The 25,422-nt window shown below is 33.2% G+C and carries 45 protein-coding genes; 40 read left to right on the top strand and 5 right to left on the bottom strand.

From position 1 onward, the window contains the following. Positions 1-117: 117 nt before the first annotated feature. On the bottom strand, positions 118-969 hold the full coding sequence (popT, locus tag BJG89_RS10860) for a polyprenyl-phosphate transporter PopT (RefSeq protein WP_096810605.1): 852 nt from the start codon (positions 967-969) through the stop codon (positions 118-120). A 366-nt stretch (positions 970-1,335) separates the two neighbouring features. Here popT and sufC point away from each other — a divergent pair, with 366 nt between their 5' ends. The 5 genes from sufC (at position 1,336) to sufB (ending at position 6,890) form a co-directional block, all read left to right on the top strand. Continuing rightward, on the top strand, positions 1,336-2,097 hold the full coding sequence (gene sufC, locus BJG89_RS10855) for a Fe-S cluster assembly ATPase SufC (protein ID WP_096810604.1): 762 nt from the start codon (positions 1,336-1,338) through the stop codon (positions 2,095-2,097). A 98-nt stretch (positions 2,098-2,195) separates the two neighbouring features. Further along, positions 2,196-3,503 carry a Fe-S cluster assembly protein SufD gene (gene sufD, locus BJG89_RS10850; RefSeq protein ID WP_096810603.1) on the top strand — a complete coding sequence of 436 codons (1,308 nt, stop codon included), beginning with the start codon at positions 2,196-2,198 and terminating at the stop codon, positions 3,501-3,503. Positions 3,504-3,676: 173 nt separating this feature from the next. Further along, positions 3,677-4,915 carry a cysteine desulfurase gene (locus BJG89_RS10845; protein WP_242692894.1) on the top strand — a complete coding sequence of 413 codons (1,239 nt, stop codon included), beginning with the start codon at positions 3,677-3,679 and terminating at the stop codon, positions 4,913-4,915. Further along, positions 4,905-5,354: a Fe-S cluster assembly sulfur transfer protein SufU gene (sufU, locus tag BJG89_RS10840; RefSeq protein WP_096810601.1), complete on the top strand. Its 450-nt coding sequence runs from the start codon at positions 4,905-4,907 to the stop codon at positions 5,352-5,354. The genes BJG89_RS10845 and sufU overlap by 11 nt, the downstream gene beginning before the upstream one ends. A gap of 138 nt (positions 5,355-5,492) precedes the next feature. Then, the gene (gene sufB / locus BJG89_RS10835; protein WP_096810600.1) at positions 5,493-6,890 is read left to right on the top strand and encodes a Fe-S cluster assembly protein SufB; all 1,398 of its coding nucleotides are present in this window, start codon (positions 5,493-5,495) and stop codon (positions 6,888-6,890) included. 68 nt (positions 6,891-6,958) lie between these two features. Here the strand turns inward: sufB and BJG89_RS10830 are convergent, their stop codons facing one another. The 3 genes from BJG89_RS10830 to BJG89_RS10820 form a co-directional block, all read right to left on the bottom strand. Further along, positions 6,959-8,017: a site-specific integrase gene (locus tag BJG89_RS10830; RefSeq protein WP_096810599.1), complete on the bottom strand. Its 1,059-nt coding sequence runs from the start codon at positions 8,015-8,017 to the stop codon at positions 6,959-6,961. 62 nt (positions 8,018-8,079) lie between these two features. Next, positions 8,080-8,829 carry a hypothetical protein gene (locus BJG89_RS10825; protein WP_096810598.1) on the bottom strand — a complete coding sequence of 250 codons (750 nt, stop codon included), beginning with the start codon at positions 8,827-8,829 and terminating at the stop codon, positions 8,080-8,082. Between the two features lie 274 nt (positions 8,830-9,103). Next, entirely contained in the window at positions 9,104-9,826 is a 723-nt protein-coding gene (locus tag BJG89_RS10820; protein WP_096810597.1) for a helix-turn-helix domain-containing protein, read from the bottom strand. Between the two features lie 166 nt (positions 9,827-9,992). On the opposite strand from BJG89_RS10820, the gene BJG89_RS10815 reads away from it, so the two are divergent. The 4 genes from BJG89_RS10815 to BJG89_RS10800 are packed head-to-tail and all read left to right on the top strand — an operon-like array spanning position 9,993 to position 11,477. Continuing rightward, a complete protein-coding gene (locus BJG89_RS10815; RefSeq protein WP_096810596.1) occupies positions 9,993-10,217 on the top strand; it encodes a helix-turn-helix transcriptional regulator in 225 nt (74 codons plus the stop codon). 17 nt (positions 10,218-10,234) lie between these two features. Continuing rightward, positions 10,235-10,993, top strand: a complete 759-nt coding sequence (locus tag BJG89_RS10810) for a Rha family transcriptional regulator (protein ID WP_096810595.1) — start codon at positions 10,235-10,237, stop codon at positions 10,991-10,993. A gap of 11 nt (positions 10,994-11,004) precedes the next feature. Further along, positions 11,005-11,214 carry a type II toxin-antitoxin system antitoxin TscA gene (tscA, locus tag BJG89_RS10805; protein ID WP_096810594.1) on the top strand — a complete coding sequence of 70 codons (210 nt, stop codon included), beginning with the start codon at positions 11,005-11,007 and terminating at the stop codon, positions 11,212-11,214. A gap of 11 nt (positions 11,215-11,225) precedes the next feature. Then, the gene (locus tag BJG89_RS10800) at positions 11,226-11,477 is read left to right on the top strand and encodes a Thoeris anti-defense Tad2 family protein (protein ID WP_096810593.1); all 252 of its coding nucleotides are present in this window, start codon (positions 11,226-11,228) and stop codon (positions 11,475-11,477) included. A 130-nt stretch (positions 11,478-11,607) separates the two neighbouring features. Here the strand turns inward: BJG89_RS10800 and BJG89_RS10795 are convergent, their stop codons facing one another. Further along, positions 11,608-11,877 carry a hypothetical protein gene (locus BJG89_RS10795; RefSeq protein WP_096810592.1) on the bottom strand — a complete coding sequence of 90 codons (270 nt, stop codon included), beginning with the start codon at positions 11,875-11,877 and terminating at the stop codon, positions 11,608-11,610. 63 nt (positions 11,878-11,940) lie between these two features. Between BJG89_RS10795 and BJG89_RS10790 the strand changes: the two genes are divergently transcribed. The 31 genes from BJG89_RS10790 (at position 11,941) to BJG89_RS10650 (ending at position 25,422) form a co-directional block, all read left to right on the top strand. After that, on the top strand, positions 11,941-12,150 hold the full coding sequence (locus BJG89_RS10790) for a hypothetical protein (RefSeq protein WP_096810591.1): 210 nt from the start codon (positions 11,941-11,943) through the stop codon (positions 12,148-12,150). 251 nt (positions 12,151-12,401) lie between these two features. Continuing rightward, positions 12,402-12,656: a DUF2483 family protein gene (locus tag BJG89_RS10785; protein WP_096810590.1), complete on the top strand. Its 255-nt coding sequence runs from the start codon at positions 12,402-12,404 to the stop codon at positions 12,654-12,656. After that, complete coding sequence (locus tag BJG89_RS10780; RefSeq protein WP_096810589.1) at positions 12,649-13,299, top strand: ERF family protein; 651 nt, start codon at positions 12,649-12,651, stop codon at positions 13,297-13,299. The genes BJG89_RS10785 and BJG89_RS10780 overlap by 8 nt, the downstream gene beginning before the upstream one ends. Further along, on the top strand, positions 13,299-13,733 hold the full coding sequence (locus tag BJG89_RS10775) for a single-stranded DNA-binding protein (RefSeq protein ID WP_096810588.1): 435 nt from the start codon (positions 13,299-13,301) through the stop codon (positions 13,731-13,733). The genes BJG89_RS10780 and BJG89_RS10775 overlap by 1 nt, the downstream gene beginning before the upstream one ends. Positions 13,734-13,761: 28 nt before the next feature. Beyond that, positions 13,762-14,442, top strand: coding sequence for a putative HNHc nuclease (locus BJG89_RS10770; protein ID WP_096810587.1), 681 nt, complete (start codon positions 13,762-13,764; stop codon positions 14,440-14,442). After that, positions 14,429-15,196, top strand: coding sequence for a DnaD domain protein (locus BJG89_RS10765; RefSeq protein ID WP_096810586.1), 768 nt, complete (start codon positions 14,429-14,431; stop codon positions 15,194-15,196). Before BJG89_RS10770 ends, BJG89_RS10765 begins: the two co-directional genes overlap by 14 nt. 10 nt (positions 15,197-15,206) lie before the next feature. Next, on the top strand, positions 15,207-15,980 hold the full coding sequence (locus tag BJG89_RS10760; RefSeq protein WP_096810585.1) for an ATP-binding protein: 774 nt from the start codon (positions 15,207-15,209) through the stop codon (positions 15,978-15,980). After that, a complete protein-coding gene (locus BJG89_RS14615; protein WP_096810584.1) occupies positions 15,974-16,135 on the top strand; it encodes a hypothetical protein in 162 nt (53 codons plus the stop codon). Before BJG89_RS10760 ends, BJG89_RS14615 begins: the two co-directional genes overlap by 7 nt. Beyond that, positions 16,136-16,354, top strand: coding sequence for a hypothetical protein (locus BJG89_RS10750; protein WP_096810583.1), 219 nt, complete (start codon positions 16,136-16,138; stop codon positions 16,352-16,354). Positions 16,355-16,364: 10 nt separating this feature from the next. Next, a complete protein-coding gene (locus tag BJG89_RS10745) occupies positions 16,365-16,775 on the top strand; it encodes a RusA family crossover junction endodeoxyribonuclease (protein ID WP_096810582.1) in 411 nt (136 codons plus the stop codon). Beyond that, complete coding sequence (locus BJG89_RS10740; RefSeq protein ID WP_096810581.1) at positions 16,768-16,956, top strand: hypothetical protein; 189 nt, start codon at positions 16,768-16,770, stop codon at positions 16,954-16,956. The genes BJG89_RS10745 and BJG89_RS10740 overlap by 8 nt, the downstream gene beginning before the upstream one ends. Before the next feature lies 1 nt (position 16,957). After that, positions 16,958-17,311, top strand: coding sequence for an SA1788 family PVL leukocidin-associated protein (locus BJG89_RS10735; RefSeq protein ID WP_096810580.1), 354 nt, complete (start codon positions 16,958-16,960; stop codon positions 17,309-17,311). Then, complete coding sequence (locus BJG89_RS10730; protein WP_096810579.1) at positions 17,312-17,827, top strand: DUF3310 domain-containing protein; 516 nt, start codon at positions 17,312-17,314, stop codon at positions 17,825-17,827. It begins immediately after the preceding gene. Next, positions 17,827-18,027: a hypothetical protein gene (locus BJG89_RS10725; RefSeq protein ID WP_157772555.1), complete on the top strand. Its 201-nt coding sequence runs from the start codon at positions 17,827-17,829 to the stop codon at positions 18,025-18,027. Before BJG89_RS10730 ends, BJG89_RS10725 begins: the two co-directional genes overlap by 1 nt. Next, on the top strand, positions 18,021-18,428 hold the full coding sequence (locus BJG89_RS10720; protein WP_096810577.1) for a hypothetical protein: 408 nt from the start codon (positions 18,021-18,023) through the stop codon (positions 18,426-18,428). The genes BJG89_RS10725 and BJG89_RS10720 overlap by 7 nt, the downstream gene beginning before the upstream one ends. A gap of 92 nt (positions 18,429-18,520) precedes the next feature. Beyond that, positions 18,521-18,910 (top strand): YopX family protein, encoded by a 390-nt coding sequence (locus tag BJG89_RS10715; RefSeq protein WP_096810576.1) that lies wholly within the window; start codon positions 18,521-18,523, stop codon positions 18,908-18,910. 6 nt (positions 18,911-18,916) lie between these two features. Next, positions 18,917-19,393 carry a hypothetical protein gene (locus BJG89_RS10710; protein ID WP_096810575.1) on the top strand — a complete coding sequence of 159 codons (477 nt, stop codon included), beginning with the start codon at positions 18,917-18,919 and terminating at the stop codon, positions 19,391-19,393. Next, the gene (locus BJG89_RS14945; protein ID WP_257790585.1) at positions 19,383-19,514 is read left to right on the top strand and encodes a hypothetical protein; all 132 of its coding nucleotides are present in this window, start codon (positions 19,383-19,385) and stop codon (positions 19,512-19,514) included. The genes BJG89_RS10710 and BJG89_RS14945 overlap by 11 nt, the downstream gene beginning before the upstream one ends. After that, positions 19,515-19,760, top strand: coding sequence for a hypothetical protein (locus tag BJG89_RS10705; protein WP_096810574.1), 246 nt, complete (start codon positions 19,515-19,517; stop codon positions 19,758-19,760). Next, on the top strand, positions 19,750-19,980 hold the full coding sequence (locus BJG89_RS10700) for a hypothetical protein (protein WP_096810573.1): 231 nt from the start codon (positions 19,750-19,752) through the stop codon (positions 19,978-19,980). Before BJG89_RS10705 ends, BJG89_RS10700 begins: the two co-directional genes overlap by 11 nt. A 100-nt stretch (positions 19,981-20,080) precedes the next feature. Next, on the top strand, positions 20,081-20,557 hold the full coding sequence (locus BJG89_RS10695; RefSeq protein ID WP_232514229.1) for a dUTP diphosphatase: 477 nt from the start codon (positions 20,081-20,083) through the stop codon (positions 20,555-20,557). Positions 20,558-20,593: 36 nt separating this feature from the next. Next, positions 20,594-20,797: a hypothetical protein gene (locus BJG89_RS10690; RefSeq protein ID WP_096810249.1), complete on the top strand. Its 204-nt coding sequence runs from the start codon at positions 20,594-20,596 to the stop codon at positions 20,795-20,797. Between the two features lie 49 nt (positions 20,798-20,846). After that, positions 20,847-21,212 carry a hypothetical protein gene (locus tag BJG89_RS10685; RefSeq protein WP_096810572.1) on the top strand — a complete coding sequence of 122 codons (366 nt, stop codon included), beginning with the start codon at positions 20,847-20,849 and terminating at the stop codon, positions 21,210-21,212. Next, entirely contained in the window at positions 21,212-21,442 is a 231-nt protein-coding gene (locus BJG89_RS10680) for a DUF1381 domain-containing protein (RefSeq protein WP_096810571.1), read from the top strand. The genes BJG89_RS10685 and BJG89_RS10680 overlap by 1 nt, the downstream gene beginning before the upstream one ends. Further along, positions 21,443-21,592, top strand: a complete 150-nt coding sequence (gene rinB, locus BJG89_RS14500; RefSeq protein ID WP_157772554.1) for a transcriptional activator RinB — start codon at positions 21,443-21,445, stop codon at positions 21,590-21,592. A 12-nt stretch (positions 21,593-21,604) separates the two neighbouring features. After that, positions 21,605-21,910 (top strand): DUF5052 family protein, encoded by a 306-nt coding sequence (locus BJG89_RS10675; RefSeq protein WP_096810570.1) that lies wholly within the window; start codon positions 21,605-21,607, stop codon positions 21,908-21,910. 1 nt (position 21,911) lies between these two features. Further along, entirely contained in the window at positions 21,912-22,160 is a 249-nt protein-coding gene (locus tag BJG89_RS10670) for a hypothetical protein (RefSeq protein ID WP_096810569.1), read from the top strand. A 58-nt stretch (positions 22,161-22,218) separates the two neighbouring features. Continuing rightward, on the top strand, positions 22,219-22,644 hold the full coding sequence (locus BJG89_RS10665; RefSeq protein WP_096810568.1) for a hypothetical protein: 426 nt from the start codon (positions 22,219-22,221) through the stop codon (positions 22,642-22,644). A 240-nt stretch (positions 22,645-22,884) separates the two neighbouring features. Further along, on the top strand, positions 22,885-23,220 hold the full coding sequence (locus BJG89_RS10660; protein ID WP_096810567.1) for an HNH endonuclease: 336 nt from the start codon (positions 22,885-22,887) through the stop codon (positions 23,218-23,220). Positions 23,221-23,392: 172 nt separating this feature from the next. After that, positions 23,393-23,755, top strand: a complete 363-nt coding sequence (locus tag BJG89_RS10655; protein ID WP_232514178.1) for a hypothetical protein — start codon at positions 23,393-23,395, stop codon at positions 23,753-23,755. Further along, the gene (locus BJG89_RS10650; RefSeq protein WP_096810566.1) at positions 23,752-25,422 is read left to right on the top strand and encodes a terminase large subunit domain-containing protein; all 1,671 of its coding nucleotides are present in this window, start codon (positions 23,752-23,754) and stop codon (positions 25,420-25,422) included. The genes BJG89_RS10655 and BJG89_RS10650 overlap by 4 nt, the downstream gene beginning before the upstream one ends.

The raw sequence follows: 25,422 nt of genomic DNA, 5'->3' as shown, positions 1-25,422 counted from the left end.
TTTGTATTGAACATTTTGAATTTAACCATCCTTTTTTATAAGTATTTATATAAATAGAAATAATCAAATTGTCATGATTATTACAAAAGAATTTAATCAATCAATAACGTAGGTTGATTAAAAATCGTCGCTTGTAATACGTCCCAACCTATAGCTTATGAGGTAGCCTAACACAACAAAAATAATAGAAACACCCCATGTAACGGCACCGCTTGGCAAACCAGGGAAAACAGCATAAAGCGATCCGACTACAAAGCCAATAATAAGCGCATAAGTTAAGTAAGTATAATAATTTAAGAGATATTGAATCAGTTTACTTGAAAATAAGAAACCAAAAATAATACCCAAGCCTACTGTTAATAGAATAGGTATAGCGTTGAAGTTTAAAGACATAAATTCTGAAATTGAAAACATCACGGTACCATAAACGCCAAACACTAATAGCATAAAGGAACCTGAAATCCCAGGGAGTAACATAGCACTAGAAGCACAAACACCTGCAATAAAATATTTAATAATAAGACCAGTTGATAATTCAAGCGTTTCTCCTGCGTGTTTATCTCCATTATTTAATAAGGTAATAACTACAATAATGACAATGCCTAGTAACATAATTAAGTAATGGGATATATTAAATGTTTCTTTGACTCTTGCGGTTTTAAGTAAATAGGGGATAATACCTGCGATTAATCCTACAAAAAAGAACATCGTCGGTACTGTGTGTTCACTTAAGAGATAGTTAATTACTTTACTCAATAAACCTATGGCGATTACCATACCAAGGCCGATTGGAATCAGAAATTGTAAACTTTTCCAAATTCTTTTTGAAAATATCCCACTAACAGATTGTATAAAATCATCATAGATACCTAGCAATAAAGCGATTGTACCGCCACTAACACCAGGCACTAAATCAGTAGTACCCATCGCAAATCCTTTCCAAAGATTTGACCATTTAAACTGTGACATATCAAAACCCTTTCTATCTAAAATATAATAAAAATAATAGCATAATTTTACGTAGAACTATATTAAAAACAAAAGTAAAGACGAATTAATGATTATAGAATACACTTTGAGAAAAATATCATTGTTGACGTAAAATTGAGTTGAGAACATCATATCTTATATTATCAGTTAATCGATATATAATAGCGTTATCAAAAATAATTGTGTTTTGATAACAATTTTAATTTAGCACTTGAAAAGGTTTATATTCCAAGACAATTACGTTATAATTAGATGATGTAACAAGGGATCAGTCTTTTGACTGTAGATTAAAATTATTATAAACTAGATAGGAAAAACATATCATATAATACGGAGGGAATATGTATGCCATCAACATTAGAAATTAAAGACCTACATGTGTCTATTGAAGATAAAGAGATTCTTAAAGGTGTTAATTTAACAATTAACACAGGAGAAATACATGCAGTAATGGGACCTAACGGTACAGGTAAATCAACGCTTTCATCTGCAATTATGGGACATCCAAGTTTTGAAGTAACACAAGGCGAAGTACTTTTAGATGGTGTTAACGTTTTAGAATTAGACGTTGACGATCGTGCAAAAGCAGGCCTTTTCCTAGCTATGCAATATCCATCAGAAATTACTGGTGTAACGAATGCTGACTTTATGCGTTCTGCTATTAATGCAAAACGTGAAGAAGGTGAAGAAATTAACTTAATGCAATTTATTAAAAAGTTAGATAAAGAAATGGACTTTTTAGATATTGATCAAGATATGGCGCAACGTTATTTAAATGAAGGTTTCTCAGGCGGGGAGAAAAAACGTAATGAAATTCTTCAGTTAATGATGTTAGAACCAAAATTTGCTATTTTAGATGAAATTGACTCTGGGCTTGATATTGATGCATTAAAAGTTGTATCAAAAGGTATTAACCAAATGCGTGGAGAAACATTTGGTTCATTAATTATTACTCACTATCAACGTCTATTAAATTACATTACACCAGATCACGTACACGTTATGTATGGCGGTAAAATTGTGACTTCAGGTGGCCCTGAATTAGCAAAACGTCTTGAAGAAGAAGGTTATGAATGGGTTAAAGAAGAGTTTAACGCGGCAGAATAAGTCTAAATTCATATAAAACATTAATATAGATGAATAGTTAGGTTTTGATTTATACCAATGAATTAAATCATACAATCATCAAATGGGAGGAAAAAAGTATGACGACTGAAACTTTAAACATTTCTGAAGCGCAACTTGTTGAATATTCACAAGCCCATAACGAACCTTCTTGGCTAACTGAATTACGTAAAGAAGCGTTGAAATTAACTGAAACTTTAGAAATGCCAAAACCAGATAAAACAAAAATTACTAGATGGGATTTCGATTCGTTTAAACAACATGAAACAACAGGTAATATTTATGAATCATTAGAGGAATTACCACATGAAGTTAGAGAGATTATTGATGTTGAAAACACTGAGAATTTAATTATTCAACATAATAATACATTAGCTTTTACAAAAGTTTCGGATTCAGCTCAAAATGACGGTGTTATTGTCGAAGGGCTATCAGAAGCTTTAGTAAATCATCCAGATTTAGTAAAAGCATATTTTATGAATGAAACTGTGACAGTTGATGAACATAGATTAACTGCATTACACACTGCACTCTTAAATGGTGGCGTATTTGTATATGTACCTAAAAATGTAGTAGTTGAACATCCAATCCAATACGTAGTATTACACGATGATGAAAATACAAGTTTATTTAACCATGTTATCATTGCTGCAGAAGAAAGTGCTGAAGTGACTTATGTAGAAAACTATTTATCAATTGCTAGTGGAGAAGGTAACCAACTTAATATTGTTTCAGAAGTTACTGCTGGCGCTAATTCAAAAATCACATATGGTTCAGTGGATTATTTAGATAAAGGCTTTACTGGCCATATCATCCGTCGTGGCGTTACTGAAGCAGATGCAACAATTAATTGGGCGTTAGGTTTAATGAATGAAGGTAGCCAAGTTATTGATAATACAACTAATTTAATTGGTGACCGTTCTGAAAGTGAATTAAAATCAGTAGTTATTGGTACTGGCTCACAAAAAATTAACTTAACTTCTAAAATTGTTCAGTACGGCAAAGAAACAAATGGTTATATCTTAAAACATGGTGTCATGTTGGAAGGTGCACAAACGGTATTTAACGGTATTGGTTACATCAAACATGGTGGTACTAAATCAATGGCTAACCAAGAATCACGTGTGCTTATGTTATCTGAAAAAGCCCGCGGAGATGCTAACCCAATTCTACTAATCGATGAAGATGATGTGGAAGCAGGTCACGCTGCTTCAGTAGGCCGTGTGGATCCAGAGCAACTATACTACCTAATGAGTCGTGGTATTTCACGTCAAGAAGCCGAACGTTTAGTTATCCATGGTTTCTTAGACCCTGTTGTAAGAGAATTACCAATTGAAGATGTTCAACGTAAATTGCGTGAAGTAATTGAATTAAAAGTTAATAAATAATGAATGTTAAATAGGATCGAAACCACAGCAAACGCCCATTAAGAGAACATGATCGGTCATTAATACAAATGACGTGTTACATGTACTGACTTAATTTGAGACGTACTGTTATTTTCTTAGTATTTGCTATGGTTTCATTATTGATTTTTAAATAAGAAAGGTCTGTGAATAATTTGACCGAATCACTAAATGTTAACGAAATTATAAAAGACTTCCCTATCCTTAACCAAGAAGTTAATAATAATCGCCTTGCTTATTTAGATACAACTGCAACCAGTCAAACACCAATTCAAGTGATTGACGTTATAGATGATTACTATAAACGTTACAACTCTAATGTCCACCGTGGTGTGCATACGCTTGGATCACTAGCAACAGATGGTTATGAAAATGCACGTGAAACAGTGAGACGTTTCATCAATGCTAAATATTTTGAAGAAATCATTTTCACACGCGGTACAACCGCCTCAATTAATATGATCGCACGTAGCTATGGAGATGCAAATATTAATGAAGGTGATGAAATTGTAGTCACTGAAATGGAACACCATGCTAATATTGTTCCATGGCAACAATTAGCTAAACGTAAGCAGGCATCTTTGAAATTCATTCCATTGACTGAAGATGGTGAACTAGCAATTGAAGATGTAAAAGCGACAATCAATGATAATACTAAAATAGTAGCAATTACGCATGTGTCAAATGTGCTTGGTACAATTAACGATATTAAGGCAATCGCTGAAATAGCGCATGAACACGGAGCAATCATTAGCGTGGATGGTGCGCAAGGTGCGCCACACATAGATTTAGATATGCAATCGCTAGATGTTGATTTTTATAGTTTTAGTGGCCATAAAATGTTAGGGCCTACCGGCATTGGCGTATTGTATGGCAAACGCGCACTGCTGAATGAGATGGAACCAGTAGAATTTGGCGGAGATATGATAGATTTCGTTGAAAAATATGATGCTTCATGGGCAGATTTGCCAACTAAGTTTGAGGCAGGTACACCGTTAATTGCTCAAGCAATAGGCTTAGCAGAAGCGATTCGCTATATTCAAAATTTAGGCTTTGATGCGATACAAGCACATGAACATGAATTGACGGCGTATGCTTACGATAAAATGTCTGAAATTGAGGGTGTTGAAATATACGGCCCGCCTAAAGATAGACGCGCAGGTGTTATTACTTTCAACATGACTGATGTTCATGCGCATGATGTTGCAACTGCAGTAGATACTGAAGGTGTAGCAGTTAGAGCAGGCCATCATTGTGCACAACCACTGATGAGATGGTTAAATCAATCATCAACTGCACGTGCTAGTTTCTACATTTATAATACTAAAGAAGATATTGATCAGTTAGTTGAGTCCTTGAAGCAAACGAAGGAGTTTTTCTCATATGAATTTTAATAATTTAAATCAGTTGTATCGTTCAGTAATTATGGATCATTATAAAAATCCGAGAAACAAAGGAAATTTAGATAGTGGTGCTATGACAGTTGATATGAACAATCCGACTTGTGGGGATCGTATCCATCTTACGTTTGATATAGAAGATGGCTTCATTAAAGATGCGAAATTTGATGGTGAAGGTTGTTCAATTTCAATGTCTAGTGCTTCAATGATGACAGAAGCTGTTAAAGGGCATTCCTTGGCTGAAGCAATGCAAATGAGTCAAGAATTCACTAAAATGATGCTCGGCGAAGATTATGAAATTAGCGAAGAAATGGGAGATATTGAGGCGTTGCAAGGCGTTTCTCAATTCCCAGCTAGAATTAAGTGTGCTACTTTGGCATGGAAAGCTTTAGAAAAAGGCACAGTTGAAAAAGAAGGCAACACAGAAGATTAATCGATCTTGATACGTTGACATTGTGTAAATTTCCATTCACACTAGATATAACAACAAGATTATGATTGAACATGATTAAAGTATAAACGAGTTTGCCTTGAACGTGAGTCGTTTTAATATATAAAAGGAGTGATTTAAATGGCTAAAAAAGCACCTGATGTGGGAAATTATCAATATGGTTTCCATGACGAAGATGTTTCCATTTTTAGATCAGAACGCGGTTTAACAGAAAATATCGTCCGTGAGATTTCAAATATGAAAGAAGAGCCAGAATGGATGCTTAACTATAGATTGAAAGCATTAAAACAATTCTATAAAATGCCAATGCCACAATGGGGTGGAGATTTATCTGAATTGAATTTTGATGATATCACTTATTATGTTAAGCCTTCTGAGCAAACAGAGCGTTCATGGGATGAAGTTCCTGAAGAAATCAAACGTACATTTGATAAATTAGGTATCCCTGAAGCTGAACAAAAATACCTTGCTGGTGTTTCAGCTCAATATGAATCAGAAGTTGTTTATCACAACATGGAAAAAGAACTTGAAGATAAAGGTATCGTCTTTAAAGATACTGACAGTGCATTAAAAGAAAATGAAGAGCTATTTAGACAGTATTTCTCAACAGTTGTACCTGCTGCAGATAACAAATTCGCAGCATTAAATTCAGCTGTTTGGTCTGGTGGTTCATTCATTTATATACCAAAAAATATCAAATTAGATACGCCTTTACAAGCTTATTTCCGTATCAACTCTGAAAATATGGGGCAATTTGAACGTACATTAATCATTGCTGATGAAGGTGCTTCAGTTAACTATGTTGAAGGTTGTACAGCACCAGTATATACAACAAGTTCTTTACACTCAGCTGTAGTTGAAATTATCGTACACAAGGATGCGCATGTCCGTTACACTACAATTCAAAACTGGGCTAATAACGTATATAACTTAGTTACAAAACGTACATTAGTTCATGAAAACGGTAATATGGAATGGGTTGATGGTAACCTAGGCTCTAAACTAACAATGAAATATCCAAACTGTGTGCTTATTGGTGAAGGCGCTAAAGGTAGTACACTATCTATCGCATTTGCTGGTAAAGGACAAGTACAAGATGCTGGGGCGAAGATGATGCATAAAGCACCTAACACATCATCAACGATTGTATCTAAATCAATTTCTAAAGATGGCGGTAAAGTTATTTATCGTGGTATTGTTCACTTTGGCCGTAAAGCTAAAGGCGCGCGTTCTAATATCGAATGCGATACTTTAATCTTAGATAATGAATCTACTTCAGATACAATTCCTTATAACGAAGTATTTAATGACAATATTTCATTAGAACACGAAGCTAAAGTATCTAAAGTTTCTGAAGAACAATTATTCTATTTAATGAGTCGCGGTATTTCTGAAGAAGAAGCAACTGAAATGATTGTAATGGGCTTCATCGAACCATTTACAAAAGAGCTTCCAATGGAATACGCAGTAGAAATGAACCGTCTAATTAAATTCGAAATGGAAGGCAGTATAGGATAGCTGTAAGTACTGTCGTTGAGCTATTTTACTTGTGGATAAACGGCTATTGATACCATTTTGATACCATTTTATTTTTGAAAATGCTCAAAAACCGCGATAGCATCGTGTTTTTTCTGGGTATATAAATGACTGTAAGTTTGCATTGTTTCTGTTATTTGAGAATGACGCATTAAAGATTGTAAGACAAAGATGTCTACACCATTGTTGGCTAAATAAGATGCGTATGAGTGTCTTAAATTATGAATATCGTATTGTGGAAATACTTCTTTATATTTCTTTTGCAAGTGCTTATAGTGCTTAGGTTCCATTCCACCAAATATAAAATAAGAAATTTCATCAAAATATTTATATTTTGCTTTTTCTCGTTCGTATCTATCAGCTAACATTTGGTTTATGAAACTTGGTAATGGTACAATGTCTTCAGATGATTCATTTTTTGCACGATTATAAATTTCTCTATTTGAGGTATCCATCGTTTTATTGATGGATACTTCTTTTTTATATTTGTTGTAATCCACCCACGTTAAAGCCATAGCTTCACCCACACGTAATCCTGTATAAAACATTAAATAAAGCAATTCTCTATAATCATCTTCTTTAATATCATTTATCTTATCTTCAAATTCTTCTCTTAACATATATTTGGGCTTGGGCTTCACTCTAGGAATAGGTGTAATTGAAATAGTTGGATCTATAAGTAAACCAAAATGTTTTTTAGCATGATTAATAACGACTTTGAAACTAGACCATATTGCTCTTGCTGTATTTGGACTAGCTACCGCACTCATTAGATATGTTCTAAATTCTTGGCATTGATTTTGTTTAATTTGATTCATTTTAATATGGCCGAACTTATCTTTAATATGTTTGTTATATTCATTTACTTTTCTTCGACGTGTCTTTTTTCTCAAGTCTGTATGCTCTAAATAGTGTTTAAATATATAATCAAATGTATTAGAATCACTGTAACCAGTTTCTATTTCTGTTAAAAAGCTAGCTTCTGCTGCTTTAGCTTCTCGTTTCGTTCTGAATCCACGTTTTACTTTTCGCTTATTGTTACCGTATACATCTTTATAACGAGTAGAAAAATAATATTTATTAGTAATTTCATCTTTATAAATTGGCATATTTTCGTCATTCCTCCTAAAAAAGATAAAAATATATAGGGCGCGGGGAAGCGCCCAGGTGATTAGTTTTTGTATTGGTCATATTTTCCCGATTCAATTTCAGCTTCGCGTTCTTCTATTTTATTATAAACTTCATCAGCATTATCTCCATCATAATAACCTTGCTCAATTGCTGTTTTAGTTTGTAATTCTCCAGAAGATAAACCACCATTATATTTTTTGCGTAAAGCCTCTACCTGTTCGTCTTCAGTTTCAGCAGAATTTATTTCAGCATTGACATCATCTGTTTCATCATATTGTTCTGCATCGTCTTGTTCTGCATCCATTCTTTCTTGTTGAGCAGGTGTTACACATCCACCAACTGTGCATTGTGTACCATTGGGTTTGGTATAACCAACAACATCGCCATTGCCAGGTGCTTGATACCATGTATCACCATCAGCGTCTACCATGCCATTAACATTAACACCATTTTTCATTTGTTGAGATATTTCTTCTTTAGTTAACGCTCTGTTTTGTGATTCGTTTTCACTAGTTTTTTGTTCTTCTTTCTCATTTGTTTGTTTATTTTGCACGTTGTCTGCTTCTTTTGCTTTGTCAGAGCTGTTAGACGTATCATCTGATTCTTTATTTTCATCTGATTCTTTATCTTTATCTGATTCTTTATCTTCATCTTTTTTCTTATCGTCTTTCTTGCTTTTTGTATCAGACGCTTTAGTTTCTTTCTTATCTTCTGACTTACTTTCTTCTGAATTCCCACATGCTCCTAATACTAAAAAACTAGCTAAAATTAAAAATAAAACTTTTTTCATAGTAAAATTCCCCTAATAATATATTTATGTTATAAAAACACATTAATATTAGTGTACAAAAAACATATTATTTTTTGTAGTATGCATAGCAAAATATTTTTAACATTTTACACAATATTCGGATTAATATACATACTATTAAAATTGTAGTTTATTCATTTAATTCATATGTACTTTTATCTTGAACAACTTATTTAATTGCGCACGTGTACAAAGACACGTGTATGATTCGGTATAATATTTTTGTTAATTTTGTAAATCTATGGTTAAAAAATTAGAGGATAACTCTGCCTGCAAACCTTACATCAGAATCCCCATAAAAATTCATATCTCCGTATTTAGGGTTTAAAGAAACTAACCTTATGTGATCTTGATATATAAAGACTTTTTTAACATATGCTTCGCCGTCGACAACGAATACACCTAATTGTCCACTGTTAATACTTGTATTTTCTTCTACAAATATAATTTCTTTATGTTCAAAAAGTGGTTCCATAGAATCACCATTAACTTGTAAAGCAAAATCATGAGGTGGTACAACGCCAGCAGGGTAGTTCACTGTGAATTCTATATCATCTACTAAAGTTTCACCGGTACCTGCTGATACGTAACCATTTACAGTTACTTCTTCAGTCTTAGAATCTTTATATGATTGTAGGTAAATAATACTCTCACCTTGTTGCTGCACTGAGTAATGATGTTCTGCATAAGCTAAAACGCGTTTTTGCCTCTTTTCTTCTAATTTACTCGAGACTTCATTTATTTGAGTTATAATATTTTCATTCGAAACTTTACTCATATTGTCTTTTAACAAATCTATAGGTGTAACATTAAAAACACTTGCTATTTCAGGTAGTTTTTCTAATTTTGGACTTCTAATACCTGTTCTCCATCTAGTAATTGTAGTTCTATTGACATCAACAAGTTCACCAAGTTTAGTATCATCTATATCATGTTTGTTCATTAAATAAGAAAGATTATTCGAAAAAGCACTCATTCATTAATACCTCCTGTTTTTAATTACTTTATACTTCAATAGTATATAAAAAGTTCCAAAAATGCAAATAAAAATTCAAATAATGGAAAAAAATTAAAAATATGCTTTTGCTACTTGCAATTTAGGAACTGCATGAGTATAGTATTAGTCAGGAGGTGTTCCAAAAATGCACAAAGATTTGTACAGTTTCCGAAAAGGAGCTAAAAAAACACAAGAGTACATGGGGGAATTAATCGGAATTACCGGTCAGCAATATGGAAAAAGAGAACGAGGAGAAATGTCTATAGATTTAGATGAGGCGCTAACCTTTTCGAAAGATTTGGAAGTGCCAATCCATATTTTATTTCCAGAATATTTTTTTGAACAACAAGTTCCAAAAATGCACAATTAATATTAGGAGGTTTTAAAATGCAAGACTTATTAACAATCAACATAGAAAAAAATTCAGAACTTGGACCGGTGGTTTCAAGTAGAACTGTAGCAGAAGAAATTAACAGAAGACACACACACGTACTGAGAGATTTAGAAAAAATATTACTCAGCCCAAATGTGGATTCAGTAATTATCCCTAGTGAATATAAAGATAGCACAGGTAGAAATTTGAAAGAATACCTTTTAACTAAAGACGGTTTCACTTTATACATGTTCAACATTCAAGGTCATAACGATTTCAAAATGGCTTACATTAATATGTTTAATGAGATGGAAGAACAACTTAAACAACAATATCAAGTACCTCAAACACCAATGCAAGCACTTGAAATGATGTTCAGCGTGCAAAAAGAACAAGAACAATTCAACAAACGTATTGAAACGGAAGTTACAGGCATTCGTAATATTGTTGGTATTGAAACAAAGAATTGGAGAAACGACACTAACAAAATTTTGGGTGCAATTGCTCAACACTTAGGTGGAGGAGATAAACATAAATCAATTCGTACAGAAGCATACAAATTATTAGAAGAAAAAGGGCGTTGTAAGTTAGATCAACGTTTAAATAACCGTAGAGCAAAAATGTTATCTAAAGGCGCCACTAAATCACAAATAAACAAATTATCTAAATTAGATGTCATTAATGACGAGCCAAGACTAATTGAAATTTATATTTCAGTAATTAAGAACATGGCAATCAAATACGGCGTAGATATTAGCCAATTCGAAATATAGGAGGTCAAATAATGACGCAAGAACAAAAAGAATTACTTACTTATATTCACTACACTCTAGAAATGAATATCAACGATAAATCTAAGACGTATGAACATTCAGTTGAAGAATTAGGTATTGCAGCAACTTTTAAGATAGATAGAGAAAGACATCTAGAAGAAGTTATGCGTTGGGCAGTACAAGAAATTGAAAAACATTTTGAATTAACAATCGAACAGTAGGAGGAAACGGAATGAACATTCAAGAAGCAACTAAGTTAGCTATGGAAAAAGGAAAGCCTATTTATAGAGAAGCATGGGAGGCAGATGACTTTAGCGTTGCTGTTCGATTACTGCCAACAAATGAATTTGGATATATAACAGTTTCCAATCAAAACAAAGACTTCATACCATTATGGCAACCAATGGCAGAAGACTTGTTGGCTAATGATTGGTCAATATATTCACATAAAACACGCAAATTTTTAAAGAATTTATTCATTTAAGCATAGGAGGGGCAAACATGAACCTAAAACAAGTATTAAAAATAACACTCCTAATCGTCATCTTGGCGGAAGAGATTAAGAGTGTTAGGAGACAAATTAAACGTAATAATAAAAAAGTTGTAAAGTTTCCTTAACTTAAGAATCGTTTTAAATCTTGATAAACATCATCTGCAACTTTCCCTACAGGATGACTATCAAATTCTAGAATTAGGTATTCATCATTTGAATCTAAAATCGAATCAATTGACTTAGAAATAATGTCTAATGATTGATTGCTTTTGATAAACCAAAACGAATCTTGAATATGGACATAATCCGGGAATGACTTTAGAAATTTTATTAATTCAGAATATTTTTGACCTTCTTTATTAAGGTCATAAGAAATAGCGTACTTATTCATAACTTTTCACCACCCACTATCGCAGTAGCGATAAATCAATTATATCAGAAAGGAGTCATTGCAATGATTAAAAATGTACTAACTTCAAAAGATGTAGCGAATGTATTGGAGGTTTCTGCATCTACTGCATGTAAATATATCAAACGAATGAACGAAGAAATGGAAAAACAAGGTTACTTCACTATTTCAGGTAGAGTACCAGTTAAAATGTTCCAGGAAAAATTCCCGTATCACGAGATACCAGAAGAAGTATTAAAAGGAAAGGAGAGATAAGCATGAGGATGTTTTTAACAATACTAACAATGCCAGTCATCACATTAATTATAGCTTTGACAGTACAAGAGTTTTTCCTCGGTATTACATTATCAGTATTACTAAGTTTCTTATCATATCTGTGTTGGGACTGGTTCCTTAACACAATAAAAAAGACTGAAAGCAAGGGTAGTTGCTAACAGTCAAAACGGAAGTGATAATTTAAACAATTTACTTCCATAAATATACAACAATATAGGAGGTTTCGTCAAATGGCGAAGGAAAAATCAATGTCTAGAAAGGAATATTGCAGAATCGTTCACAAGAATGTAGATCATTATGTAAACAATCGTCCAACTGAACGAGCGCCCAAAGTTGAGTATACAGACGAAGAAGAAACAGCACGTAAATTTTTCGAAGAAGATTTCGAAGTGTTGGAAATCGATTGGTCACTACACGACAAAATTATATATGAATCAACTCATATAAGAATACAAAGAAGTGAGAGGGTTGAAGTGAATGAGTAGCGAATTAAATTTGTATCAAAAAATAGCTGATGTAAAGGCGAATATAGATGGTTTTACTAAAGATACGAAAGGTTACAACTACACTTACGTTAGTGGCTCACAAGTGTTGCACAGAATTAGAGCTAAGATGTTAGAACACAAACTACTACTTGTGCCAAAAACAGACGATGAAGAAGTAATCGAAACAAAAAATGCTAAAGGCAAACCAGAACATATTGTACGACTAAAATTAACGTACACATGGATTAATGCAGATAAGCCTGAAGAACGACTAGATGTTCCGTTCTTTGCAATAGGGCAACAAGACGATGTATCTAAAGCACATGGCACTGCATTAACATATGCAGAACGCTATTTCTTAATGAAATTTTTCAACATACCAACTGATGAAGACGATGCAGATGCAAAAGAAAAACAAGATAAATATTCAAAAGTAGACCCTAAGAACATAGAAACACTTGAAAATGAAATAACAATGTTTAGCGAATTAATGAAGTCATTAGGTAAAGATGTCTCTACAGCACAAGTGAAACAACAATTAAAAATAACAGATGTAAACCGATTATCGAATGATCAAATAGCAAAAATGATAACAACATTAGACAAATGGAGTAAACAATCAAAATCAAAGGAGAATGAATAATGAATCAATTTAATGGAGTTGGAAATTTAGTAGCAGATCCAGAGTTAAAGGGACAAAACAACAATGTAGTTAATTTCAGAATAGCTATACAACGCGCATTTAAGAACAAGCAAACAGACGAGTATGAATCAGATTTTTTAACTTGTGTAGCATTTGGCAAAACCGCCGAAATCATTGCTAATAATTTTAGCAAAGGCCAAAAAATAGGTATCACTGGCGCAGTACAAACAGGAAGTTATGAGAATAAAGAAGGTAATCGAGTATTCACTACTGACATTGCAGTTAATCAAGTAACCTTTGTAGAACGTAAACAACAAAATAAACAGTCACAGCATCAGAGCGGTCAAACTAAAACACAAAGACCAGCAAATGATAACCCTTTTGCCAATGCAAATGGTCCAATAGATATTCAAGATGATGATTTACCATTTTAATTGTATGCAATATAAATAAGGTGATGTAATGTCATTTATTAAAAACTACATCCAGCAAGATGACGGCACAATAACTGCTGTCATCAAGGGTGTGACTTTAGAAAACAAAGACTTCTTACTGTTAGATAACGGACTAGAAGTAGAGTGCGATGTAATCGTGAATGATCCATACAAGATAACAGATAAGCAACGTAGAAAAGTATTCGCAATGGTAAGAGATATATTCAATCATTATGGTCAACCAATGGATTATCTACGTTACATGTTTCAAAAACAATTAGAGTTTCTACATGGTTACGAACCTATCTCATTAAGCAATTGTAGCAGAAGACAAGCCAGTGAATTAATAGAGTTAATTTTAGACTTTATATTCACTCATGACATACCTATGAATAAGGCTACTAGCGACCTTATGAGCAACGATAACTATTTTATATATAAATCTACTATAAGCAGAATATGCGTTGTCTGTGGCGCTAAAAATGCAGATTTAGCACACTATCAAGCAGTAGGCAGAGGACGTAACAGAAACAAGATAAATCACTACGGAAACAAAGTATTAGCATTATGTAGATTCCACCATAACCAACAACACAATATGGGAATGGATAGTTTTAATAAACTACATCATTTAGAAAATGCTTGGGTGGATGTTGACGAGAAACTAAACAAGATGCTGAAAGGAGAGCAAGTAGATGGCAACATTTAGAGTTTATAAAGAGAGCGGGAATTTTGTAACGGTTCATAAAAACTTTATACACGACCCTAATATAAGTTGGAAAGCTAAAGGTATATTACTTTATTTACTTAGTAGACCAGATGACTGGCAAGTATATGAGAAAGAATTGGAAAAGCACAGTCTTGATGGTAGAGATAGTTTGAAGAATGGAATTAAAGAATTAGAGACGACTGGTTATATTGTTAGAACACGTAAACGTGATGACAAAGGGCGTTTAAGAGAATATGAATACTCTGTTTATGAACAACCTACCCAGAACGGATTATCCAACGTAGGTTTATCCAACGTAGGGAAAACCAACACAGGATTATCCAACGTAGGAAAACCCGTCCCTACTAATAATGACTTTACCAATAATGAATTAACTAATAATAACAATACTGATAATGACAGTAGTAGTACACAGCCATCGCCATTTGATTTCTATCAAGAAAATGGATTTGGAATGCTCAAACCTTATGTAGCAGAACAAATTAATTATTGGATAGATGATTTTGAAGAGAATGGCAATGAAATAGTTAACGAAGCTATGAAAGAAGCAGTTAACAATAACGTTACTAATTGGAATTATGTGAACACAATATTAAAAGCTTGGTACAACGATGGTGTGAAAAACCTAGAAGATGTTAAAGCACGAAATAATAAGCGTTCAAATAAAGATAAGGTTTTGACAGGGCAAGATATGCTTGAACGAATGAAACATGACCCTAGTTATTGGGATTAGGAGTGATTAAATGAAACAAATGTTAAGCCCTAAAATAACGGAAACACTTAAGCAATATGAAGCTAATGAGATAGAAAGAGGCCTGTATTGTGAGAAGTGTGGTAACAAGTATGACTTGCACAAGTTTGGTAGTGGTTACGAATATCGTGATGGTTGTGAATGTAGCATGATTGCAGCAGGGATAGAAGCAGAAAAGAAACGTAAGCAGAAAGCAATCAATAATATATTTAATCAATCTAATGTTAATTACTCATTACAAGATGCCACAGTAAATAACTATCAACCACAGAACCAATCACAAACAGATGTTAAACAAACAGCCATAGAGTACGTCAAAACGTTTTCTATAGATAAACCTAAGTCATTAATCATGCAAGGCTCATACGGTACTGGTAAATCGCACCTAGCCTATGCTATAGCGAAAGCAATTAAGGCACAAGGTTATTCCGTAGCATTTATGCACATACCAATGTTAATGGATCGTATCAAAGCTACTTACAATAAAAATGCAGATGAAACGACAGACGAGTTAGTCAAATTACTTAGCAGCATAGACTTGCTTGTACTAGACGATATAGGTGTAGAGAACACTGAACATACATTAAACAAACTATTCAGCATTGTAGATAACAGAGTAGGTAAAAATAACATATTCACTACTAACTTTAGCGATAAAGAATTAAATCAAAACATGAATTGGCAACGTATTAATTCAAGAATGAAACATAATTCACGCCAAGTGAGAGTACTTGGTGATGACTACAGGGAGAGAGACGCATGGTAACTAAACAATTTATTAAACAAAATCTTGAGTGTTCAGATATATACGCTCAGAAACTAATTAACTACGCACAAGGAGACGAGAAAGTGTTGTATGACCTATTTATCCAAAAATTAAACGAAAGACGTACACGTCAAGCTATTTGCGAGGTGGGATAGATGGGATTAAGAGAACGATTTGGTTTGTTCGATTCAAAAGGTAACAAAATGTTTACTGTCATTCCTAACAATAAGGACGGCAGACATAGAGTGAGTGGCGTAATTAGAACATTTTATGAAGGTCAACGTTGGTATTTGGATAATGAAGAATTAGAAACATTTATTAAAAACTACAAAGTAGAACGAGCGCATCAGAATAACATTTTTGATTATCTGTAGGAGTGGACAAATGAAGCGTATAGAACTAACGGTAGATGCTCCTATGGCATCACCTAGACCGAGATTTAGAAATGCAGGGAAGTTTGTACAAACATACATGCCTGCTAAATATACAAACCATAAGAAAATGTTAAGACAACAAATGCCTTACATGATGATAGATAAACCGATTAGATTAACAATTGAGTTTCACTTTCCACTGCTCAAGTCGTGGAGTAAGAAGAAACACGTGGCAATGGTAGGGCAGTATAAGAGAACGAAACCAGATATTGATAACTTAATTAAAACTGTATTGGATGCTGCAAACGGTCATGTTTGGCAAGACGATAATCAAATAGTAGAGGTAAGAAGTTTTAAGAAGTATGCAGAAACTCCGAAAGTGATTATGGAATTAGAGTATTGGAGTGATCTAAATGAATGAAGAAACAGCGACTATTCGCTACAAAGTATATGTTGAGAAGAAAGTGTATGTTAATCACGATGACGATGATAACACTGCTGCCGATAAGATACACAATCAAATGTGGACATTAAAAAATGAGTACATGGACGCAAAACCATTAGAGTTTGACGACGTAAAAATTATAGATAGGGGTTATTGAGATGGTAAAAACAATCAGAATACACGATGCAATATATGAAATTGAAGGTGAGAATCATGAAATGATGGAAGAACTTAACATCACTAACCAGATGATACGTGATAGATTACTGAAAAATTGGACGTTAGAAGAAGCTTGCCAAGTACCAAAAGGAATTAATCGGCAAGATTTAGTATACATCAACTATGCCAAACAATATGAAGAAGATAACGAAGAAGCAAAACAAAACTATCATGATGAAAAGCAAAGAGAAAAACGACCTTGGTTGTATGACGGTACACCGCAGAAGCATAACAGAGGTAAGTGGTGCCAGTATTTAATGAACACGAGCATTTTTCCTAAGGCGGTGCGTTAGATGAAGATAAGAGACTTGAATATAAATGATTACGTTATTGTGTATGACTTAGGCAAGAGTGAGTATAGCGAAGGAATGACGGTTGTGGGGAAAGTAGCAGAACTTGAGTATAAAGATATAGATGAGAACGAAGCGACAATCGAATCAGTACCTTTTAATGAATACACAATCACTGATGATAACTACTTTGATTTGTGGAGTAACTATATAGAGAGTAAGACGGAACATATTGCATTTGATAAAGAGAATACTAAGAAGGCTAAAAAATTATTATCCAATGACTTACAACAACGTAAGCGTAAAGACACAGTCAACCACCCATCACATTACAACTACGGTGATATAGAAGTAATAGATTTTATTGAGCAGGTAACGAAACATTACAATCCTAACGTAGCTTATCACATTGGCAATGCTATTAAATACTTAGCACGTTCACCACACAAGAATGGTAAAGAAGATGTGGAAAAAGCTAAATGGTATATCGAAAGAGCGTTTGAGAATTGGGAACAGTAATGCAGTTATCCGACACTATCAAAACTAAATACAAACTTGATACTAAAGGCAAAAATACTGTCGAAATGGCAAAGCTACTAAGAGATTGTGGAGTTAAAGGATTCTTAATAGCAGTGAATCCACACAGCATTGTCATGGCAGTGTTGCCAGAAGATAAGGAACATAACAGGAAAGTAATGGAGGGGTTGAGAAGATGGTAAAGATTAAACGTAAAGTAGAGATGAAACACGGGGATTTTGCTAAGTATATGGTGGATAAATTTGGTTTTTTAAGTTACGAAAGCAAATTGACAGAGGGAGACTATGTGGGTAGTCCGAGTAGTAGGTTCGATATTTCTTTACATTTACCATCTACTGAAATTGATGACTTACCGTTAATACAGATTATGGAAAATGGTGTAGTGATAGAAACTTCAGAAGAAATTACGGAAGATACAGTGATACCTAGACTGATAACTAGAAATACACATGGTGGTTATAACGAATGGACAAATGAAAGCGTGAATGGTTTCAATTTGACGCATGTAGAAGCTGTTTATATTCCAAACGACGACTTAACATTAACACTTATTTGGACTAAAGATAAAGGGTTGGTGGAGTAGATGATAGACATAGTATCAAGTGGGACTGTGATTATCATATTCATTATATTTTTTATGATTATGACTAAAGGTGAGTAGAGGAGTGATGGTAGATGATTAAGTTTAGAGCGTGGGATAAATTTTACGAGTGCATGATTAACCCTGCAGGAATTGAATTAGAAAATGGAGAAGTAGCACATATTATAGAACAGTTGCCAGGAGAAACAACGAAATCTTCAATCACTTATTACGAACTCATGCAATCCACAGGGCTTTTTGATTTAGATGGTAACGAAATATACATTGGGGACATTTTAAAAATGGAAGATGAATATACTCAAGTAGTATTTCATGAGGATAATACGACATATGGAATTTATTTAGAAGATAAAGAAGGTGGAGGTAATCCAATAAGTGATTATTCTACAAGGATTTCATTGAATCATATTAAAGGGACTATTGAAGGCAACATATATGAACACCCACATTTACTAGAGGAGTGATGGCGAGTGATTAATTTTTGGAAAATGGCTTACAAAGCAGTTAAGAAACAACGTGACGATTACAAAGCCCAACGAGACACACTAATCGATGATATAGCAGTCCTACGTGCCAATAATGAGAGGTTGGAACGGGAGAATAGATTTTTACTTTCAAGGAAAGATAATTTATTTGACAGTTGGAGAGATGAGAACAAAAGAAGTGTAACACTTTCAAAAAAATTAGAGCAGTTGAAACGGGAGAATGAGAAGTTGAAAGCTACTAATGAAAATCTAAATAATAGAGTGAGAAACCTTAATTTAAATGGTCAAATACAACACGACGAGTTAATGAGTTGTGATGGAGAAGTTAGATATTGGAAAGACAAATACACCACCCTAACCAACCACATAAGAGATATGAAGTTTGCATCACCTTATTCATATAACTATATACACTTGGTTAACTTTATTAAGGAATTGGAGCGTGCAGACGATGAAAGATGAAATTGAACTAACAGTTACACAACCAGTCACTGAATTACAGTTAACTAAAGACAGTAGCATACAAGCGATACCACTTAGTAATGAAGCTTATAAGAAAGCATTAAAAGGAAAGCGTGATTAGATGGCGTATGAGTATGAAGAAAGTAATAAGCAAATAGTTTTTACAGTAGATAATGAAAGTTCAATGGATGAATTAAACGAACGAATTAAAGAACTTGAAGAAGTCTATCGTAAAGCAAAGGCGTTTAATGAAATATTAAAAATAGATAATCAAGCTACTGATGAAGATAAATTGACAGGGCAGTATGAAAGCGATATTGAAACAGTTTTAAGTGAATATATGGAGCGTGTAGACGATGAAAGATAGAGAGTATAAAGACGCATGGCAGAAGATAAAGGCGGAAATGTTGGAATCTTACGCAAACTATGAAGGGCAGAAACGCATAAATAAGAATATGGGATTTCATAAGATTTTAGAGGGCGCACAGATAAGTTTAGCTCCAGTATTAGAAGATATGGACAAACTAGACGGCACAAACGAATTCAGCAACTTACTAAACGATTTGGAGGACAAACAAAATGATTGAACCAAAAAATACAAAATTAGGAAAAGACAACTACGCTATCTTACAGGGATATGAAAATACCCAATCACTACAAATCAAACTACTAAGCGACAACGCAACAATGCCAGAACGTCATCATGATACAGACGCTGGTTATGACATATATGCAGCTGAAACAGTGATACTTGAACCACAACAGAAAGCATTAGTTGCTACTGATCTAGCAGTGAATATACCTAAAGGCTATGTGGGATTACTTACAAGCAGAAGTGGTGTGAGTAGCAAGACACATCTTGTAGTTGAAACAGGAAAGATTGATGCAGGCTTTCAAGGTCATATGAAGATTAATATTAAGAATGACTTTATACCAATTAAAAAAAGAAAGAAAACCGAGGCGTACTTTAATGTTGAAGGTAAAGGAGTTCTAGATTTAAAGAGTGATAAGAAATACAAACTTCGAACATACCAAATCAACAAAGGCGACCGACTAGCACAGTTAGTCATCGTGCCAATATGGACACCAGAGTTAGAACCAGTTAAGGAGTTTAGTAATGAAACAACAAGAGGAGATAAAGGATTCGGAAGTACAGGATACTAAAGACATACTACAAAAAGTTAAAGAGGTGCTAGGTAAATGAATGAATTTGAACAGCCTACTATAAAAATATTAAAAAGATTGTTTGAAGGTAAAAATGAAACCAATATTCATATCTCTAATTTAAATCATGTAAATTATGAGGTTATTGAAACAATTACGAATTTTAAATTATCAGATACACATACGAGGAACGAACATTTTAGAAACGTAGTGACTTTGAAATTTAAAAAGAAATATTAAAGACATACTTGAACGTGTACGAATAATCTTAGGCAAGGAGTGAGTGTGGATGGAAAGTGTAATGGTAACGATGTTAAGACAAGATATACCAACAGGCTATGATAAGCAAATTAACTTTTATAAAAAGAATTTGGAGAAATTACTGGTAAATCCATTTAATGAAAATGTATTAAATAAATTAATAGGAACGTTGATTCTTATGTGTCATGACCAAACAAGTAAAGATTTAAATAGCTTAATCGATGTGTATATAGAAGAAGAAAATACAATTCAAGATGAAGTGAATGGACTAGGTTATGCTATTAACTATTTAATGGATTTAAATAGCTTTAACGAAGAACAACAAAGCAAACGAATATTATATAATTATTTGATTTTATTGAATATAGCAAAAATGCAAAAGGGTGTCGTGTAATGCAATACCTAATCCGACACATAACCGACTCTACCAACCACACTTTCGTAGAAGTCATCAAGCCACGAGAGAATGAAACGTTTACTGTGGTTGAAGCAGAGAGTAAGGAAGAGGCTGAGAAGATGGCGAAGAAACCTAAAGGATTATTAAGTTATGTACCATCTAGTTTTAATAACGATCCAATTAGTAAGGCATTAAAAGGTAGCATATATAGAAAGGACAGTGAGTGAATGAAACGTATATTTAAAACATTATTAATCATAGCACTATACGAACTAAGTAAAGAGGTAGCATATGAAATGATTATAAGAAAGCAAGCAAATGACATAGTAAATAACACACCAATGGGTTATGAAATAGGTGGATGGAAAAGATATTAAGGAGACTAGAAGATGAAAAAATTATTATTAGCAGCAACATTATTATTAACAGTATTCTTAGGTGGTTGCACTTGGTTAGATGATGCAAAGAAAGATCATGAGAGTGACACAAAGGGATTAGAAAGAACGGTCACTGTTTATAGTAAAACAGGTGATGTAGTGAAACAATATAAGGGAGACAATGTAAGAACTAAATACAATGATGGTGGCGCATTAGTAGTTAACATTGATGGCAAACGTGTTCAAGTAATGAACAGCGATGTTGTGATTGAAGAAAAAGGTTCAGAGAAATACGAAATAAACAAGGAGAATAAATAACATGTGGGTAATCTTAACGTTTGTATTCAGTATAGTAATCATAGCGTTAATTATTAGTTTAATTGTATTGAACGACAGAAAGAACGAGAAGATATTTAATTTATCTAAACAAAATGTATTGCTACAACAAGAGATTAAGAGAGAACTTAGCAGTAAGCCGTATACAAAACCTAAGAAATTAAGTGAATCATTACGCGAGAGATCACAAATGAAAAAGTATAACACTGATAACATACATACTCACGAATAATATGTAGATGAATCAGATGTACACAATAACCTGAATAGAAAGTAACTGGAGGAATTGGATGTATCATACACAAGATATTAAAACAATGATATTTGAATACCATTGGAGAAAGAACGTATTACTCAAACAAGGTTATGAATACGATAGTAATTCAACAGCTCAATACGGTATAGAGTCTGTTATGCCTAAAGCACAAGGTAGTCAAGGAGACAAAGTGTCAAACATAGTTATTGGTAATAGTAAGATAGAACGTATGTATTATAAGCACGTAGAGGTGGTTAACTTTATTGATAGCTATGAACAATATATTGATAATGATAAGAACTTTAATATATTACAGTTACTTAAAGAAAATGTTAGAAAGAAAGAAATACAGGAGATATTTGATATAGGTCAAACTAATTTAGATAGTAGAATAGATGATATCATTCGTGTGCTATACCAACATCAAGCGTCTGACCAATACAATCAATACAATCAGTAGTATCCTTACAACCAATAAAATCAGTACAATCAATAGCATCAGTATCATCAGTACAATCAGTACAATCAGTACAACCCGTAACGAATTTTCTTTAAATTATTGAATTGATATAATTGATTTAGGAAATGAGAATACAACCTCAAACAAAGTAAATTGGTTATTATAAATAAGCAATACTATATTATATCGAGATACATCACATTGAGTGGTGTGTTTCTTTTTGTGTAAGGTGATGCATCTATGACATTAACTAAAGAAGAAAGAAGAATATTTTATAACAATAAGTCATGGAGAAATAAAAGAGAAGAAATAAAACGAAGAGACAATTATGAATGTCAAAGGTGTAAGGCTCAAGGCAAAGTGAATATAGATTACTATGAAAAGAACAAGAACGATAGAAAGAAAATAAAACTTGTTGTTCATCATAAAAAAGAATTAGAACATTATCCTAAGTTAGCACTTGAAGATGATAATTTAGAAACGCTTTGTGTTGAATGCCACAACGAAATTCATGGAAGAAATTTTAAAAATTGGTATCAACCAAAAAAGAAAAAATGGGATGACGAATTCTGGTGAATCAAAAATTAAATTAGACAAAATAATTATTTAATTATAAATCCCCCGCCCAAAAATTTTTCGTTTGAAAAGAGATAAGGGAACCGGTGATAGGTAGTCTATATTCCACATTTGAAGTGTTTATTTCACACATAACCCCCACCCCTATATGAAAGAGAAAGAGGTGATTAATTTGGAGAATGATGAAAAGCATATAGAACACCAAGAAGAACGCGTTAAGGCTGAAACAGAGCGATTAAACAAGATATTTAAAGATATACCCCAAGATAGAATGAAAGTAGCACAGGGGCTTATTATTCAAGCTGCTAGGCTAAGAGTGTTGTTAGATGATGCTTGGCTAGACATACAAACTAATGGCGATTATGAATTATTTACTCAATCAGAAAACACACCTCCATATGAACGAGAGAGACCAGTAGCTAAACATTTTAATCAAAGAGATGGTTCTTATCAAAAAGTAGTTATGCAACTAACTAAATTATTACCAGAAGATGTAAAAGAAGAAATTAAAGAAGAAAGGAAAAGTTTATTATGACCTCAGTAAATAAATATGTGACACGTTATATAGATAAATATAAAAACGGTGAAATAACATTTAATAAAGAGCGACAATGGTTAGTCGAACACTTAGAGTTAAATATACTTTATCGAGAAGATTTATACTTTGATGAAGATCAAATAGAGCGTTGTATTAAATTTATTGAGAAGTTTTATTTTAAGTTACAACCTTTTCAAAAATTTCTTATTGCATTTGTATTTTTATTTGATGAAGAAGATGAACTTTACTTCGAACAATTTTTCTGGCTAGTTGCTCGTGGTGCTGGTAAAAATGGTTTGATAAGTGGATTGTCTAATTATCTTATAAGCGAATTACATGGCATAGATAATTACGATGGTACAGTTGTTGCTAACACTGAAAAACAAGCTAAAACATCATTTGAGGAGATGCATAGGCAAATAACTAAGCATAATTTATATACCGGAAGAATAAATGATGTCGAAGGCGAAGGTTTCTTCGATTTAACTAAGCAACGTATTACCTCAGAAGTTACAGATAGTAAGTTTGAATATGCTACAAGTAACGCAGGTAGTAAAGACGGTGGGCGTGAAGGTTTTATAATATATGACGAAGTTCATAGATATGAAAATAACGATATTGTAGATGTATTCTCTAGTGGTCTTGGTAAGGTCAAACACCCTAGGGAATTTTTTATTGGTACTGATGGTTTTGTTAGAGAAGGCTTTTTAGATAAGTTAAAAGATCGTTCTATGGCTATTCTAAAAGGTCAATCTCCTAATGATAGACTGTTCCCTTTCATTTGTCGTATAGATGATGAAGAAGAAATGTCGACACCAGAAGCATGGAGCAAAGCAAATCCTATGTTTGAAGAACCAATAAGTGACTATGGTAAACGGTTATATCGTAAAGTTCTAAATCAATATCATGATTTAGAACATAGTCCAAGTGGTCGTGAAAATTTCATGACTAAGAGAATGAATTATCCAGAAGTTGATTTAGCGAAAGTGGTAGCAAGCTATGAAGATATATATGCTACTAATCAAGAAATTCCTTTATTAAAAAATAAAACGGCTATTGCTGGTTTAGACTTTGGTAGTATTAAAGATTTTGCAGCTGTTGGATTGTTATTTAAACAAGGTGACGACGTCATCTGGATTAGCCATTCTTTTGCTAGAAAGCAATATTTAGATCAAGCCAATCTTCAACCGCCAATAAAAGAATGGGAAAGACAAGGTTTATTAACTATTGTAGACGAACCTTCTATTAACCCGATTCATATTATTGATTGGTTTAAAAAAATGCGTGAAAAATACGCCATTCAAATGGTTGTAGCAGATAACTTTAGAATGGATTTGTTAAGACCATATTTTGAAGGTGCAGGTTTTGATATAGAAGTATTAAGAAACCCTAGAGGTGTTCACAGTCTTTTAGCACCACGAATAGAAACGTTATTTGCAAATCATCGAGTAATATTTGGAGATAATCCATTAATGCGTTGGTATACAAATAATGTTGCTGTTGAAGTTAAAAAAGATGGAAATAAAGAATTTGTTAAAAAAGATGAACACCGTCGTAAGACTGATGGATTTCATGCTTTTCTGCACGCTTTGTATAAATTAGATGAATTACAAGAAGTTGATTTAGATAAAGCATTTGATTTATTAGATAAACTTGATTTCTAG

It is taken from the genome of Staphylococcus nepalensis (assembly GCF_002442935.1).
Classification (GTDB): Bacteria; Bacillota; Bacilli; order Staphylococcales; family Staphylococcaceae; genus Staphylococcus; species Staphylococcus nepalensis.
The sequence above is the reverse complement of the archived record's forward strand: the minus strand, read 5'-3'. Positions and strand labels throughout refer to the sequence as shown.